At 64.3% G+C, this 15,734-nt stretch carries 11 protein-coding genes; 10 read left to right on the forward strand and 1 reads right to left on the reverse strand.

Going from position 1 to position 15,734, the window contains the following annotated elements:
• Positions 1–117: 117 nt before the first annotated feature.
• From ACUN9V_RS15725 to ACUN9V_RS15750, 6 genes are all read left to right on the forward strand, one after another.
• Positions 118–1,344 carry a thiamine pyrophosphate-dependent dehydrogenase E1 component subunit alpha gene (locus tag ACUN9V_RS15725; RefSeq protein ID WP_445512083.1) on the forward strand — a complete coding sequence of 409 codons (1,227 nt, stop codon included), beginning with the start codon at positions 118–120 and terminating at the stop codon, positions 1,342–1,344.
• Entirely contained in the window at positions 1,341–2,318 is a 978-nt protein-coding gene (locus ACUN9V_RS15730; RefSeq protein ID WP_445512084.1) for an alpha-ketoacid dehydrogenase subunit beta, read from the forward strand. The genes ACUN9V_RS15725 and ACUN9V_RS15730 overlap by 4 nt, the downstream gene beginning before the upstream one ends.
• A gap of 9 nt (positions 2,319–2,327) precedes the next feature.
• Positions 2,328–3,710, forward strand: coding sequence for a 2-oxo acid dehydrogenase subunit E2 (locus ACUN9V_RS15735; RefSeq protein ID WP_445512085.1), 1,383 nt, complete (start codon positions 2,328–2,330; stop codon positions 3,708–3,710).
• 9 nt (positions 3,711–3,719) lie between these two features.
• Entirely contained in the window at positions 3,720–5,510 is a 1,791-nt protein-coding gene (locus ACUN9V_RS15740; RefSeq protein ID WP_445512086.1) for a protein kinase domain-containing protein, read from the forward strand.
• A gap of 219 nt (positions 5,511–5,729) precedes the next feature.
• Positions 5,730–6,626, forward strand: a complete 897-nt coding sequence (locus ACUN9V_RS15745) for a diguanylate cyclase domain-containing protein (protein ID WP_445512087.1) — start codon at positions 5,730–5,732, stop codon at positions 6,624–6,626.
• A 342-nt stretch (positions 6,627–6,968) separates the two neighbouring features.
• Positions 6,969–8,315 (forward strand): sodium-dependent transporter, encoded by a 1,347-nt coding sequence (locus ACUN9V_RS15750; RefSeq protein ID WP_075561518.1) that lies wholly within the window; start codon positions 6,969–6,971, stop codon positions 8,313–8,315.
• Positions 8,316–8,532: 217 nt separating this feature from the next.
• Here ACUN9V_RS15750 and ACUN9V_RS15755 read toward each other — a convergent pair whose 3' ends face one another.
• The gene (locus tag ACUN9V_RS15755) at positions 8,533–8,721 is read right to left on the reverse strand and encodes a PA3496 family putative envelope integrity protein (protein ID WP_075561519.1); all 189 of its coding nucleotides are present in this window, start codon (positions 8,719–8,721) and stop codon (positions 8,533–8,535) included.
• Positions 8,722–8,937: 216 nt separating this feature from the next.
• On the opposite strand from ACUN9V_RS15755, the gene hexR reads away from it, so the two are divergent.
• From hexR to ACUN9V_RS15775, 4 genes are all read left to right on the forward strand, one after another.
• Entirely contained in the window at positions 8,938–9,795 is an 858-nt protein-coding gene (hexR, locus tag ACUN9V_RS15760) for a transcriptional regulator HexR (RefSeq protein WP_075561520.1), read from the forward strand.
• A gap of 193 nt (positions 9,796–9,988) precedes the next feature.
• On the forward strand, positions 9,989–10,600 hold the full coding sequence (imuA, locus tag ACUN9V_RS15765; RefSeq protein ID WP_439286325.1) for a translesion DNA synthesis-associated protein ImuA: 612 nt from the start codon (positions 9,989–9,991) through the stop codon (positions 10,598–10,600).
• A complete protein-coding gene (locus ACUN9V_RS15770) occupies positions 10,554–12,164 on the forward strand; it encodes a Y-family DNA polymerase (protein WP_445512088.1) in 1,611 nt (536 codons plus the stop codon). Before imuA ends, ACUN9V_RS15770 begins: the two co-directional genes overlap by 47 nt.
• Positions 12,161–15,541 (forward strand): error-prone DNA polymerase, encoded by a 3,381-nt coding sequence (locus ACUN9V_RS15775; RefSeq protein WP_445512089.1) that lies wholly within the window; start codon positions 12,161–12,163, stop codon positions 15,539–15,541. The genes ACUN9V_RS15770 and ACUN9V_RS15775 overlap by 4 nt, the downstream gene beginning before the upstream one ends.
• Positions 15,542–15,734: the final 193 nt, after the last annotated feature.

Here is a 15,734-nt window from a genome sequence, read left to right on the forward strand (position 1 = left end):
AGGCAAAATTGGACGAAAAGCGAAGTTTACAGACGGGTAAATGGGTATTTGAGGCCAATTTTAACGCCGTATTGCCGCGTGCAGCCCTGTTGTAAACATTCTCTCAGGAAGCATCAGATGAAGAAGAACCAAACCACGGTGAAGCCGGTGCACAAACCGATCTTTGCCAACGGCGACGACATCCAGATCCCCGTTTTTACCCAGCTCAAACCCGATGGCACCGTCTACGCCGATGCCGGGCCGAGCTCCCTCGACCAGGCCACGGCACGGCGCATCTATCGCGCGATGCTCTACACCCGCGTGCTCGATGAACGCATGCTGGCGGCCCAGCGGCAGGGGCGGCTCAGCTTCTACATGCAGTGCACCGGCGAGGAAGCGGCGGTAATCGGCAGCACCGCGGCGCTGGACGATGCCGACATGATCATGGCGCAGTACCGTGAGCAGGGGGCGCTGGCCTACCGCGGCTTTACCACCGACGAGTTCATGGATCAGCTGTTCGGCAACGAGCGCGACCCCGCCCATGGTCGTCAGATGCCGATTCACTACGGTTCGCGAGATCTCTACTACCTGACGATTTCCTCCCCGCTGGCGACCCAGATTCCCCAGGCCACCGGCTACGCCTATGGTCAGAAGCTGGCCGGCAAGGGCAACTGCACGTTGACGATCTTCGGCGAAGGCGCGGCCTCGGAGGGGGACTTCCACGCCGCGCTCAACATGGCATCGGTGCACAAGGTCCCGGTGATATTCCTGTGTCGCAACAACGGCTATGCCATCTCCACGCCGGTCACCGAGCAGTTCGCCGGTGACGGTATCGCGGCCCGTGCCTTCGGCTATCGCATGCAGTCGATCCGGGTCGACGGCAACGACATCCTGGCGATGTACGAGGCCACTCGCGAAGCGCGCCGGCTGGCGGTGGAGCACAACGAACCGGTATTGATCGAGGCAATGACCTACCGCCTGGCGGCTCACTCATCCTCCGACGATCCTTCCGGCTATCGCAGCAAGAAGGAAGAGGAGGCGTGGCAGAAGAAGGACCCACTACGCCGTATGCAGCGCTGGCTGATCGAGCGTGGCTGGTGGAACGAGGACGAGGAACGCGAACTGACCGAGTCGCTGCGCCGCGAGGTGCTGGACGGCATGAAGCAGGCCGAGAAACGTCGCCCGCCGGCACTCGAAACGCTGGTCAGCGACGTCTATGCCGAGACACCACCGCTATTGCGCGAGCAGTTCGAGGCGCTGGAAGCACATATTCGTCGTCATCCCGAGACCTATCCCAGAAGCGCGCCGTGGCTGGACGGGGAGACAGCGCGACGGACTGGTGATTCAGGGGGGAACGGCGCATGAGCCGAATGAATCTGCTTCAGGCGATCAACAACGCGCTGGATACCGCCATGGCGGCCGACGAGCGCGTGCTCTGCTTCGGCGAGGACGTGGGGATTTTCGGCGGTGTGTTCCGCGCCACCAGTCATTTGCAGGAGAAATACGGTCGCGCCCGCTGCTTCAACACGCCGCTGGTGGAGCAGGGCATCATCGGCTTCGCCAACGGCCTGGCCGCCCAGGGTTCGGTGCCGGTCGCCGAGATCCAGTTCGCCGACTACATCTATCCGGCGTTCGATCAGCTGGTGAACGAGACCGCCAAGTTCCGCTACCGCTCCGGCAACCTGTTCGATGTCGGCGGCCTCACCGTTCGGGCGCCCTACGGCGGCGGCATCGCCGGCGGCCACTATCACTCCCAGTCGCCGGAGGCCTATTTCGCGCATACGCCGGGGCTGACGGTGGTGGTGCCGCGCAATCCCCATCAGGCCAAGGGGCTGTTGCTGGCCTCGATCCGCTCGCCGGATCCGGTGATCCTCTTCGAGCCCAAGCGGCTCTATCGCGCTTCGGTGGGTGAGGTGCCGGACGAGGACTACGAGCTGCCGCTGCGTCAGGCGGAGGTGATCAAGGAGGGCAACGACATCACGCTGCTGGCCTGGGGGGCGCAGATGGAAGTGATCGAACAGGCCGCCGAGATGGCCGAGAAGGAGGGCGTCTCCTGCGAGCTGATCGACCTGCGCACAATAGTGCCGTGGGATATCGAGACCGTGGTGCAGTCCGTGCTCAAGACCGGGCGCCTGATCGTCAGTCACGAGGCGCCGCTGACCGGGGGCTTCGCCAGCGAAATTGCGGCGACGATCCAGAGCCGCTGCTTCCTCTATCTGGAGTCGCCGATCGAGCGCGTCACCGGGCTCGATACGCCGTTCCCGCTGACGCTCGAGAAGGAGTACATGCCGGGGCCGTTGAAGGTGCTCGATGCCATCCACCGCACGATGGATTTCTAGGAGGGTGAGATGAGCGATTTTCGATTGCCCGACACCGAGGCCGGGACTGTGCCGGCGACGAAGGATTTCATTCTGCCCGATCTGGGCGAGGGCATCGTCGAATGCGAGGTGGTGGCGTGGCGCGTGGAAGAGGGCGAGGAGATCGCCGAGGATCAGCCAGTGGTCGAAGTCAGCACCGACAAGGCGGTAATGGAGATCACCGCGCCGGAAGCGGGGCGGATGGTTCGCCACTACTGTCAGCTCGACGAGATCGCCCGGGTGCATTCGCCGCTGTTCGCCTACGTGCCGCAGGCCAGCGGAGACAATCGCGATTCAGCCGATGCTGATGCGGCGTCAGCTCCAGCTCCAGTTCCAGCTTCAGTTCCAGCGACAGTCGACGCTGTTCCACGTGAAACCACCGCGACCCAGGAGGAAGACGAGGCTTCCGGGGTAACGCCGCCAGTGGCTGACTCTCCCTCATCGAATGCTGGCCGCCGACGCATTCCGGCCAGCCCGGCCAGCCCGGCCGTGCGCCGTCGCGTGCGCGAGCTGGGGGTGCGTCTCGAGGAGATTCCCGGCAGCGGCAAGGATGGCCGGGTGCTCAAGGAGGACGTGCTGGTGTTTCAACAGCGGCATGATACGAGCGACCGTCAACGCCACGAACGACGAGAGGACGCCACGCCGGATGCCGTAGCGGATGCCGGTTCAGCGGAGCGGATCGAACCGCTGCGCGGGGTGCGCGCGGTGATGGCCCGGCGGATGAGCGAGGCGGCGTCGACGATTCCTCACTTCGCCTACGGCGAGGAGTTCGATGTCACCGAGCTGTTGGCGCTGCGGGAACGTCTCAAAGGCGATTTCGAAGCCCGCGGCGAGCGGCTGACGCTGATGCCGTTGCTGATGAAGTCGCTGGCGCTGGCCGTGGCGGAGTTCCCCTTGCTCAACTGTCGGCTCAATCCGGCAGCCGACGCCATTCATTACCAGGCCGCCTGCCATATCGGCATGGCGGTGGACAGCGCCAGCGGCCTGCTGGTGCCCAACGTCAAGCATGTCGAGCGACTGAGCTTGCGCGAAGTGGCGAGTGAGGTGGAGCGTCTGACCCGTGCCGCCCGCGACGGGCGGGTCGAACCGGCTGATCTCAAGGGTGGCACCATCAGCATCTCCAACATCGGCGTGTTGGGCGGCACCTATGCCATGCCGATCATCAACGCGCCGGAGGTGGCGATCGTCGCGCTCGGCCGCGTGCAGAGATTGCCGCGTTTCGCCGCGGACGGTTCGGTGGTCTCCCGTGCGATCATGACCGTCACCTGGTCCGGCGATCATCGGGTGCTCGATGGCGGCACCATGGCGCGTTTCTGCAACCGCTGGAAGGAGTATCTGGAAGCGCCCGAGACGATGCTGGCCGAGCTGCGCTGAGTCGACGCCATGACGTCCGAATCGACGGAGCTGCAGCAGTTCTACATTCCCGAGGAGCAGTCGGTCTATCTGCTCAGCCAGAGCCAGGCGCGGCAGTTGCGCGAGTGGATCGAGCGCTGCCGTCACCAGCTCGCCCAAGTCGGCTATCGCGAGGTCGAGCTGGTCGGCAAGGGCGCCTATGGCTTCGTCTTCGCGGGTATCGATAGCGCCGGCGACAGCCACGTCTTCAAGTTCACGCGCCAGAATCTGCCGCAGTCGTTCCACGAACGCCTCGAGGAGGAGGCGTTCATGCTCGAACAGGTCGATCATCCGCGCGTTCCCAAACTGATCGCCTACCGTACCCTGCGCCATCAGGCGATGCTGGTGATGGCGCGCGCCCCGGGCATCAATCTGGAAGAGTTCTCGCTACGCCAGGGGCGACTGACGCCCCGGTTGGTGATCGGGATCGCGGCGCAACTGGCGGGTATCCTGCGCGCGCTGCGCCGCGAATCCGCCGAGGGGCGACTCGTGGTGCACGGGGATATCAAGCCCTCCAACCTGATGTTCGATCCCCTCACCGAGCAGATCGCACTGATCGACTGGGGCTCCTCGGTCTTCGCCCAGCTCGATGCCGAGGGGCAGTTCCTGTCGCGAAACGTGATGGCGCTGATGTCCGCCGATATTCAGCACACCAACGCCCGCATGGGCGACGTCTACTACATCGGCGAGGAACAGCTGAACGGTGCGCTATCGTCACCGCGCTTCGACGAGCAGGGCGCCGCCGCGACCCTCTATGCGCTCGCCACCGCGCAGTCGAGCCGCTTCGGCCGCGAGACGATCCCGGCCACCTCGCTGGGGTTGCCGATCGAGTTCGCCCGGGTGCTGGATGCGATGCTGAGCGAGGATCCCGCGCTGCGTCGCCGGGCCGGGGACTACTTTCTCCAGCACATGCCACGGATTGCCCGCACCCTCATCAGCGAACCGGTGGCCGCGCCGGAAATCCCGCTGGTGCCGGTGTGGGTGCGCTCGCTGGAGCAGGAAATCGAGACGGTTGTCTACAGCTCGCGCAAGGCGTTTTTGCGTGACGATCAACATCTGGATGATGCGCGTGATGACACCCTGAGCGCGGTCAACGACGTCCAGCTCGACCGCTACTACAAGCAGTTCATGCAGGGCATGGGCGATCTCGAGAAGGCGTTCCTGGTGGCGGTGGGGCGACTGGGCAAGTATCCGGTGGTGGGTGGCCTGGCGGTGCGCTGGAGCGACGCCGGCGTCGAGTTCGACACCACCTTGAGCCTCAACGAACCCTCGCTGCGAACGGCTTTTGTGGCGGCGGTGAACAACGTGATCACCCTGGCCCGGGCGATTCGCCGCCGCGACGGCGTATTCAAGGCGTGCCTGTTCAATGCCCGGCGCACCCTGCACGTCGATCGTGACGACGTTTCGCAGCCATTCGTGCCCGACGCCGACTGCGTGATTCCCTACGAGGTCAGCCCCACGCCGGAACTGGAGGACGCCAGCCGCGAACACTCCTACTTCGAGGACGGCCCCGACCCCGAGGAGTTTCTGCGGCTGCCGACGGTGATGATCGAGGCGCTGTCGCGGCTCAATGCCATCCATCACACCGGCATGATCATCTTCGAGGCGCTGCCGACCCACTTGAAGGTCCACAGCTACTACCGGCTGCTCGATCCGGCCCGGGAGGACGAGTTCCGCGCCTGTCTGGAGACGCTGTTGGCGGCGGTGCCGCAGATCGATGGTCTTGGCGTTTCCGGTTACATGAAGATGCCGTACAAGAACACGCGTCACTTTGCCGGGTAAGCGCAGCTTCCGGAACGCTATCATTCTCTCGCCCGCGTCGCCCCGATGGGCCTGCCACACCGATCGACGCGCACGAAGACCTCAACATCCGCTAGAAGAAAGGACTCGTGTGTCAGGATCGATTAAGCCACTATCAGCATCTCTCCCGGAATGGGATGTCTGGAAGACGTTCCGGCGATCGAGATTTCCGATAAAAAACACTCGATAACACGGCAGCCTATGCACGTTGACCTACGAGCGCTCTACCCCAAGCTGATTCATTTGATGCTGGATACCGTTTTCGTGGTGGATGAGAACGATCGGATCGTCTTTGTCAGCGATGGCTGTCAGTCACTGCTGGGTCACAGCGCCGACGAAATGATCGGCACCTTGATTACCGGCTATATGCATCCCGATGATCTCGCGGATACTCGGGCCTCCATTCAACGGGTCATGAACGGTCAGCCTCACATCGATTACCGCAACCGTTACCTCCACAAGGATGGCAGTAGCGTACATATTCTGTGGTCTGCGCGATGGGTCGAGGAGGAAAGGGCGCGCATCGGTGTCGCTCGGAACGTGACGGCCCTTATGGAGGCCGAGGCGGAACTTCGCTTTCTCGCCCACCATGATCCGCTGACCAGGTTGACTAACCGCTCGCTGTTTTATGACCGATTGGCGTCGGAGCTGAAGGCGGCTCATCGTAATCGGAGTCATCTGGCATTGCTTTTCGTGGATATGGATAAGTTCAAGAACATCAATGATATCCACGGCCATGCGATAGGTGATCGCGTACTCTGTGTGGCGGCACGACGATTGGCAGGCTGCGTACGTGAGACCGACACGGTGGCTCGGATGGGCGGTGATGAATTCACTGTTCTATTGACGAACATCCAGTCGGTAGACGCCATTGCGGCTAAGGTGGAGTGGATTCATAAGGTCATGAATGAGCCGTTGGGCACTGAGTTCGATGGCATCCAAATGCCGTCCTGTAGTATCGGTGTGGCTTGTTATCCCGCGGACGGAGAAGATGCCGATACTCTTTTGAACCATGCGGACACCAATATGTATCGAGTGAAAAGGCGTCGCCCAATAGCGGGTGACAAGCCTGCCCTGGGCGGAGGAATTCCCGCGTGACGACCAACCTCCCTTCCTGTCTGGGTGCCAGTGTAGTCAGCAGGTTGTGATGCGTAGGCGGTCGATCATGGATCTCGACCCGATGTCGCCAGTGGTATGCACGTAGGTGTTCACGGTTTCAATTCCCGATATTGCGATCATGCCTCTCTCCCGTGGCTTTATCCCCCATCACTATTACGTTTTCTGGTCATCTTTCACTCCTTTTGGTCGGTTTTCCGGATGAAACGAGGATCAATCAAGCTCGGGTCGTTATAATTCGCGCAGACAACAGAGGCTCATCTCTTGCTCAGACAGTAATGGCGAGATGAACAGTCAATAACAGCAATACTCGATGGTGAATTCATGGCCAAGCAATCTCACGTTCATGCGCAGTGGTCTTCGCGCACGGCGTTCGTACTCGCGGCGACCGGCTCGGCCGTCGGTCTCGGCAATATCTGGAAGTTCCCCTACATGGTGGGCGACAGTGGCGGCGCGGTGTTCGTGCTCGTCTATTTGGTCTGCATCGCCCTGATCGGCCTGCCGATCCTGGTTTCCGAATGGCTGCTGGGCCGGCGCGGACAGTCAAACCCGATCAATACCATGCAGACGCTCAGCCGCGATTCGAAGAAATCACCCGATTGGGTGCTGGTGGGCATCGCTGGCGTGCTGGGTTCGTTTCTGATTCTCTCTTTCTATAGCGTCGTCGGCGGCTGGTCGCTCAACTACACCTGGAGCACGTTGACCGGCGATCTGGGCAGGTCCAGCGGAGTCGATGTCGGTGATTACTTCACCACCCTGCTGAGTCAGCCGGGCACGCTGCTGTTCTGGCACACGCTGTTCATGCTGATCACCTTCGGCATCGTCGCCGGCGGCGTCAAAGGCGGCCTGGAGCGGGCGGCCAAATGGCTGATGCCGCTGCTGATCGTGGCGCTGATTCTGCTGATCGGCTTCGGTGCGACCACCGCCGGCTTCGGCGAGGCGGCGGCGTTCATGTTCTCGCCCGACTGGAGCAAGCTCAACGGCGGCGTCATTCTCGCCGCGCTGGGCCATGCCTTCTTCACGCTGTCGCTGGGGATGGGGATCATGATGGCCTACGGCTCCTACCTGGGGCAGGAGGTCAATCTGATCAAGACGGCGCGCACCGTGGTGATTCTGGATACCGTCATTGCCCTGGGCGCCGGCATGGCGATCTTCCCGGTGGTGTTCGCCAACAACCTGGATCCGAGCGCCGGGCCGGGCCTGCTGTTCGTCACCCTGCCGCTGGCGTTCATCAACATGCCGTGGGGGTTGGCGTTCGGCACGATCTTCTTCGCGTTGCTGACCGTGGCCGCGATAACCTCGGCGATCTCGCTGCTGGAGCCGGTGACGGAGTTTCTGGAAGAGCGTACGTCGCTGTCTCGGCTGGGTTCGGCGTTCGTCGCCGCGCTGGCGACCTGGGCGCTGGGGATCGCCGCGCTGCTGGCGTTCAACGTCTGGTCCGGCTTCCAGCCGTTCGGCTTCAACGTCTTCGACCTGCTCGACGCGCTCACCAGCAAGCTGATGCTGCCGCTGACGGGCCTGGCCGCGATCGTCTTTACCGCCTGGTTCCTGGATAGCGAGGGTGTGAAGCAGGAGCTGGGTCTGGGGCCGAAAGGCCGGGTGCTGTGGCACTACGTGTCGCGTTACGTAGCGCCGATCGGGGTGGTCGTGGTGTTCTTCAATAGCCTGTAGATCGTCGATCGCCTTTGCACGCTTCGACGCGTGACAGGGCTATGCCGTCGGAGAGGGTTCCGACGGTTCAGGCAGCGGCCGCGGTTCTCTTCGAGGACGCGGCCGCTGATCGTTGAGGGCAGCGAAGCGAATGGGTGTCGAATAGAGTAACGAATGAGTGGCGAAAGAGCGGACGGCTGCTTGTCAGCGATGCTTCCGGCTTTGCCCCGGGTTTCCGCTACTCTGGCAGCTCGGCGATCTCTTCCGCCAGCTGGCGCTTTTCCTGACGCTGCTCGATACCGCGCCGGGCCTTGAGGTAGCGAACGGCAGCCCTGCGCTTGCGCTGTTCGTGCTCGCTGACTTCCAACGTCATGAAAATGTCGATGATTTCGCTTTTCAGGGTGTGAAGATGTTCGACGGTCGTCATGATCGCATCTCCTGGCATCGTCGGATCGGTCGGTTAGCACCCGACATGCATACTATACCTAACATTACAAGATCATGACGGTTAGCTTTTGTCATGCTTTCAACGCCGTTTGTCCCATGTGTCGCCGTTGCAACGAGTCGGGCATACTGAACATGGAAACTTACATCGAAACCCGAAGAGGCAAGTCCGCCTGATGTCGCCACCCGAGAGCCAGCCATGAGCCGTTCGCTGTTCGATGAATTGCGCGTGCACATGGATCGCCTGCGCCGCTCCGAGCAGAAGGTGGCGCGCTTCGTGCTGCGCAACCCCGAAGAGGTGATCCTGATGCGGATCACCGATCTGGCCAGCGAGGCGCAGGTCAGCGAGCCGACGGTGGTGCGTTTCTGTCGTGCCATGGGCATGGCCGGGTTCCAGGAGTTCAAGCTCAAGCTGGCGCAGATGATGGCCAAGGGCAGCCAGTACGCCCAGTTCACCATGAACGACGGCGACAGCGTGGCCGAGTTCTCCCACGGTATCTTCGACAGCACCATCGAGACGCTCGAACAGGTCCGCGATCACCTGGACAACGAGGCGCTGGGCCGCGCGATTGCGGCGCTGGCGGTGGCCAATCGGGTCGAGTTCTACGGTTACGGCGCCTCGGGCATCGTCGCCGCCGATGCCCAGCACAAGTTCTTCCGGCTGCAGATCCAGACCTCGGCCTACTCCGATCCGCATTTGCAGGCGATGTCCGCCGCGACCCTGAAAGCAGGCGACGTGGTGGTGGCGATCTCCCAGACCGGCCGCACCCGGGCGCTGATCGCCAGCGCCAGGACGGCGGTCAAGGCCGGGGCGACCGTGATCGGCCTGTGCCCCAGCGATTCGCCGCTGGCCCGCGAGGTGACGTTGACATTGCCGGTCGACGTGCAGGAAGACACCGAAGTCTACATTCCCATGACCTCGCGTATTGCCCATCTGTTGACCATCGACGTGCTCGCCGTCGGCGTGGCCAAGAATCGTGGCCCGCAGATCAGCGATCAGCTCAAGGCGATCAAACGCAGCCTGGGGTCGCTGAGGGTCTCCAACAACGTGTCATGACGGCTTCGTGACCGGAAAACGTCGCCTACGGGCGACGTTTTTGTGTCTCGATTACTGTATATATAGACAGTAATCGTGTTCTGAGTGACACTGTCGGCAACGTTTCAACCGTCTCGGCCACCCTTATGTCGTCACTCGCTTCTCGCCGTTTCCGATGGATATTGCTGCCGCTGCCCGGTACGGGGGCCGGCCGATGAGCAGCCTGGAATCCCTGCTCGACAGCCGTCAGGTCTGGCGTGCCCAGGCGGGCGGCGTCAGCGACGGTGGTGAAGCGATTGCCAGCGGGCACGCCGAGCTCGACGCGCTATTGCCGGGTGGCGGCTGGCCGTCGGCCGCCATCAGCGAGCTGCTGTCGTCGGGGGCCGGCAACGGTGAGCTCGCCCTGCTGTGGCCGCTGCTTTCGCGGATGACCCGCGAGGGCCGGCCAGTGGTGCTGGTATCGCCACCGGGCGTGCCGTATCCGGCGGCATGGCGGCAGGCGGGCGTGGCGCTCGAACAGTGTCACTGGCTGGATGTGCAGGGGCGCGAGGCGCTGTGGGCGACGGAGCAGTGTCTTCGTGCCGGCTGTTGCGCAGTCGTCGTCGCCTGGCTGCCGCAGGCCGATAGCCGTCTCATGCGCCGGTTGCAGGTAGCGGCGACGAGCGGGAATACGCTGGCGTTCGTTCACCGGCCGCTGGCGAAAGTGTCCGAAGCCTCCCCGGCGCCGCTGCGAATACGACTGCACCGGCATGCCGAGCTGGAGATCCTCAAGTGTCGCGGTGGCTTTGCCCCTGCGCGGCGAATCGCCTTCGGCGCCGGAGCGTGACGCCATGCGCTGGGTCTGCCTGCTGTTTCCGCGCCTGGCCCTGGAGGGGGCGCTGCGCCGCCGTCCCGACCCCGAGGCGCCGTTCGCGCTGATCGACGGGCCGATACAGCGTCAATGCATTCGCGCTGCCAATCGCGCCGCGCGTGAGCAGGGCGTCAAGCCCGGCCAGGCGCTGGGCTTCGCCGAAGCGCTCTTCAATGCACCCGAACATGTGCAGGTTAATGCGCCGCTTTCCAAGGCGCCCGGACACGTGCAGATTAATGCGCCCGGACACGCGCACTTCAACGCGCCCGATGCCTCGCCAGATAGGGGTTCTCGATCCGGTTCGAGTCAGCGGCTCGAGACGGCACTCTTCGATGTCGACTCGGTGGAGCGCTGGCGCCGACGGCTGGCGACCTGGGCCTACGGTTTCAGCGCTCAGGTCAGCCTTCACTACCCGCATGCGCTGGTGTTCGAAGTCGCCAGCAGTCTCGATCTGCTGGGCCCGTGGCCGCGTCTGGAGGCGCGACTGCGGGCGGAACTCACCGCACTCGGTTTTTCGCATCGGCTGGTGATCGCCCCCAACCCGGCGGCGGCGCGAGTCCTGGTCAATGTCCACGACGGGCTGGCGGTGGACGACACCGGGCTGGAGTCGGCGCTGGCAACGCTGCGTCTCGACCGCGCCGGGCTGGCGAGCATCGATGCCGATCGTGACATCCTGCAGACCCTGAATCGCAGCGGGTTTCAGCGGCTGGGCGAGCTGTTCGCCCTGCCGCGCAACGCCCTGGCCCGACGTTTCGGTGGCGGTCTGATGCGCCACCTGGCCGAACTGCGCGGGGAGTGGCCACTGGCGCTGGATTATCATCGCCCGACGCCGCGGTTTTCCCGCACCTTCGAATTCGACCAGCCGGTACATGCCATCGCCGGTCTGGCCTTTCCGCTCAAGCGGCTGTTGCAGGAGCTGGGCGTGTTTCTGATGGGTCAGGATGCGGGGGTCGAGCGGTTCCGGCTGACGTTCGAGCTGGAAGATGGCCCGCCGCAGACCGTCGAGATCGGTCTGTTGGCGGTACAGCGCGACCCCGACACGTTGCTCGAGCTGACCCGCGCCCATCTGGAGCGCGTGCGTCTCGCCGGCCCGGTGACGACCTTGACGCTTTTCGCGCCTCAGCTGGCGGCCTATGCGCCGATTCGGCGCGAACTGCTGGAGGGCCCGGCGCGCCAGGCCCAGGCCTGGGCGGCGCTGCATCAGCGTCTGGTCGCGCGGCTGGGGGCGCCTGTGCTCAAGCCGCTGGTCGAACATCGCGAGCATCGCCCGGAAAAGGCGGTGCTGAACGGCGCCGGGCCACGGGCGCGTGACGCCAGTGCCGGCCCGCCGCGCCCCGGCTGGCTGGCCAGCGTGCCGCAGCGCTGCGATGGCGACGTGGTGCAGCTGCTGGCGGGGCCGGAGCGGATCGAAAGCGGCTGGTGGGACGGCGACGACATTAGGCGCGACTACTACCTGGCCCAGTGGGCCGACGGCCGTCAGGCCTGGGTCTGGTGCGAGCCGGAGCGGCAGGGCTGGTACCTGCACGGCTGGTTCGGATGAACGATGGCTTTTTACAGCGGCCCGACGCTGCCGCCTCATCGCGGCCAGACGCTGTCGCCTCATCGCGGCCAGACGCTGTCGCCTCATCGCGGCCCGACGATGCCGCTTCGGGCGACGGTAGGATCGACGCGGATTCGGGGGCCCGAGAACCGATAGGCGCGGGTGCGGGCGTCTGTAGAATCGGCGCGGGTGCGGGCGCCTGTAGAATCGGCGCGGATGCGGGCGCCTTTAAAGACCCCTACGCCGAGCTGCACTGCCTTTCCGCCTTCAGCTTCCAGCGCGGGGCCTCGACCGCGGAGGAGCTATTCGAGCGCGCCGCGCGGCTCGGCTATCGCGCGCTGGCGATCACCGACGAGGCCACGCTGGCGGGCATCGTGCGCGGCTGGCAGGCGTCACGGGAGCACGGTGTCGCGCTGATCGTCGGCGCCGAATTTCGTACCCAGTGCGGTATTAAGCTGGTGCTGCTGGTGGAGAGCCAGCGCGGCTACGAAGCGCTCTGCGGGTTGATCACTCGCGTCCGCGGTCGCGCGCCCAAGGGCGAGTATCGGCTGCTCGCCGGGGATCTCGACGAGCTCGACGGCGGCGAGGGTCTGTTCGCGCTGTGGATCCCCGGCGCCGTGCCGGACCCTGCCATCGGCCAGCGGCTGGCACGCGCCTTTCCCGATCGGCTGTGGTTGGCGGTGGAGCTCCACTATGGTTTCGACAATGGCTGCGACAACGCCGCGCGTCTGGCCCAGCTGCAGGCCCTGGCCGAAACGCTAGGCATACCGGCGCTGGCGGCGGGAGACGTTCACATGCACGCCCGCGGCCGGCGGGCGCTGCAGGATTGCCTCACCGCGATCCGCCACCATCAGAGCGTCTTCGAGGCCGGCGACGCTCTATTTCCCAACGGCGAGCGCCATCTCCGCAGCCGTGATGCGTTGTCCGCGATCTATCCCGCTGAGCTGATGGCAGAGAGCGCGGCGCTGGCAGTGCGCTGCGACTTCGATCTCGGCGAACTGAACTACACCTATCCGCATGAAGTGGTACCGGCCGGAAAGACACCGGCGGAGTGGCTGCGCGAGTTGACCGCCGAAGGTGGCGCCCGACGCTGGCCGGATGGCGTGCCGGAGAAGGTTGCCGGGCAGATCGACCATGAGCTCACGCTGATCGAAGAGCTCGGCTACGAGCACTACTTTCTCACCGTGCACGACATCGTCGACTTCGCGCGTCGCCAGCACATTCTGTGCCAGGGGCGCGGCTCGGCGGCCAACTCGTCGGTCTGTTACGCGCTGGGTATCACGTCCATCGATCCCTCGCAGTCATCACTGTTGTTCGAGCGCTTCATCTCCCGTGAGCGTGACGAGCCGCCGGATATCGATGTCGATTTCGAGCACGAACGCCGCGAAGAAGTGATTCAGTACGTCTTTCGCCGCTACGGTCGTCACCGCGCGGCATTGACCGCCGTGGTCAGCCATTACCACGCTGCCGGGGCGATCCGCGATATCGGCCGGGCGCTGGGCTTCGCGCCGGAGCGCATCGATCAGTTGGCTCGCTGCGCCGGACGCTGGACGGACGTCATTCCGGATGACGCGCGACTCAGAGAGCAGGGCTTCGAGCCGGAGGAGCCGATGCTCAAACGCCTGCTGGTGCTGGCCGGCACGCTGGTCGGCTTTCCTCGCCATCTTTCCCAGCATCCGGGCGGGTTCGTGATTTCGGACGCACGGCTCGACACGCTGGTGCCGGTGGAGAACGCCGCCATGCCCGAGCGCACCGTGATTCAGTGGGACAAGGACGATCTCGATCTGGTCGGCCTGCTCAAGGTCGACGTACTCTCGCTGGGTATGCTGACGGTGCTGCGGCGCAGTTTCGATTTGCTCAAGCGGCATCGCGGACTCGACTACGGGCTGGCGGATCTGCCGGCCGAGGATCCCGAGACCTACGCCATGATCCAGCGCGCCGACACGATAGGTGTGTTCCAGATTGAATCCCGCGCCCAGATGGCGATGCTGCCGCGGCTCAAGCCGGCCACGTTCTACGATCTGGTGATCGAGGTGGCGATCGTGCGCCCGGGGCCGATCCAGGGCGACATGGTTCACCCTTACCTCAAGCGGCGTAACGGCGAGGAACCGGTGACCTATCCTTCCGAGGCGGTCAAGGCGGTTTTCGAGCGCACGCTGGGCGTCCCGCTGTTTCAGGAGCAGGTGATGGCGCTGGCGATCGAGGCGGCGGGTTACAGCCCCGGCGAGGCCGACCAGCTGCGGCGTTCGATGGCCGCCTGGAAGCGCCATGGCGGACTCGAGCCCCATCGCCAGCGCATCGTCGAGGGCATGCTGGAACGCGGCTACGAACTGAGCTTCGCCGAACGCATCTTCGAGCAGATCAAAGGCTTCGGCAGCTACGGTTTTCCCGAATCCCACGCCGCCAGTTTTGCCCTGCTCACCTACGCCAGCTGCTGGCTCAAATGTCACGAACAGGCGATCTTCGCCTGTGCCCTGATCAACAGCTGGCCAATGGGCTTCTATTCGCCGGATCAGGTGCTGCAGGATGCCCGCCGCCACGGCGTCGAGGTTCGCCCGGTCGACATCCGCACCAGCCAGTGGGAAAGCACACTGGAGGACGCTTCCCCCGGCTCTGATGGAAAAAGCACGGGCCGGCTGGCGATCCGGCTCGGCCTGCACATGATCAAGGGGCTTGCCGAGATCGACGGCGAGCGGCTGCTGGCGGCGCGCGACACGCCCGGCTGCGACAGCGTCGAGCGTCTGGCGGCAAGGTCCGGCGCCAAGCGTGCGGTGCTCTCGCGGCTCGCCGATGCCGGGGCGCTGGAAGGGTTGGTCGGGGACCGTCATCGCGCACGCTGGGCCACGGCCGGCATCGAGACGTCGCTGCCGCTGTTCGCCCAGGCCGACGTCGAGATTACCGCCGACGCCGAGGAGGAGGCGCTGGTGTTGCCGGCCATCGAGGTCGGCGAGGCGATCAAGGCGGATTACGCCACGCTCGGTACCACGCTGGGGCCGCATCCGATGTCGCTGCTGCGCGAGCGCTGCCACACGAACGAATTTCGGGGGCTGGGCGGCGCGGTGGATTCGAAACGCCTCGCCAATCTGCCGAGCGATATCGGCGTGGCGATCGCCGGGCTGGTGGTCGGGCGTCAGCGCCCCGGTTCCGCCAAGGGGGTGACCTTTCTGACCCTCGAGGACGAATTCGGCATGGTCAATGTGGTGGTCTGGCCGCATCTGGCCGTGCGCTACCGCCGTATCCTGCTGGAATCCCGATTGCTTCGGGTCAACGGCAAGCTGGAAAGCCAGGCGGGCGTCAGACATGTGATCGCCAAGCGCCTCGTCGATCTCACCGGACTGCTGGAGGGGCTGAGCACGCGTAGCAGGGATTTTCACTGATCCGAGCTACGAGCTACGAGCTACGAGCTACGAGCTACGAGCTACGAGCGAAGGGCTAAGGGCTAAGGGCTAAGGGCGAAAGCGCAAAACGCCACAACCGGCTTCAGGACGCCCTGGAGCGACAGTGAGCGTAAGCCGAAACGGTGGCCAACGAGTCGCGAGCGACTGGCCGAGCAGGGCTGAACTATGGTTA

Source organism: Salinicola sp. V024 (assembly GCF_052645315.1).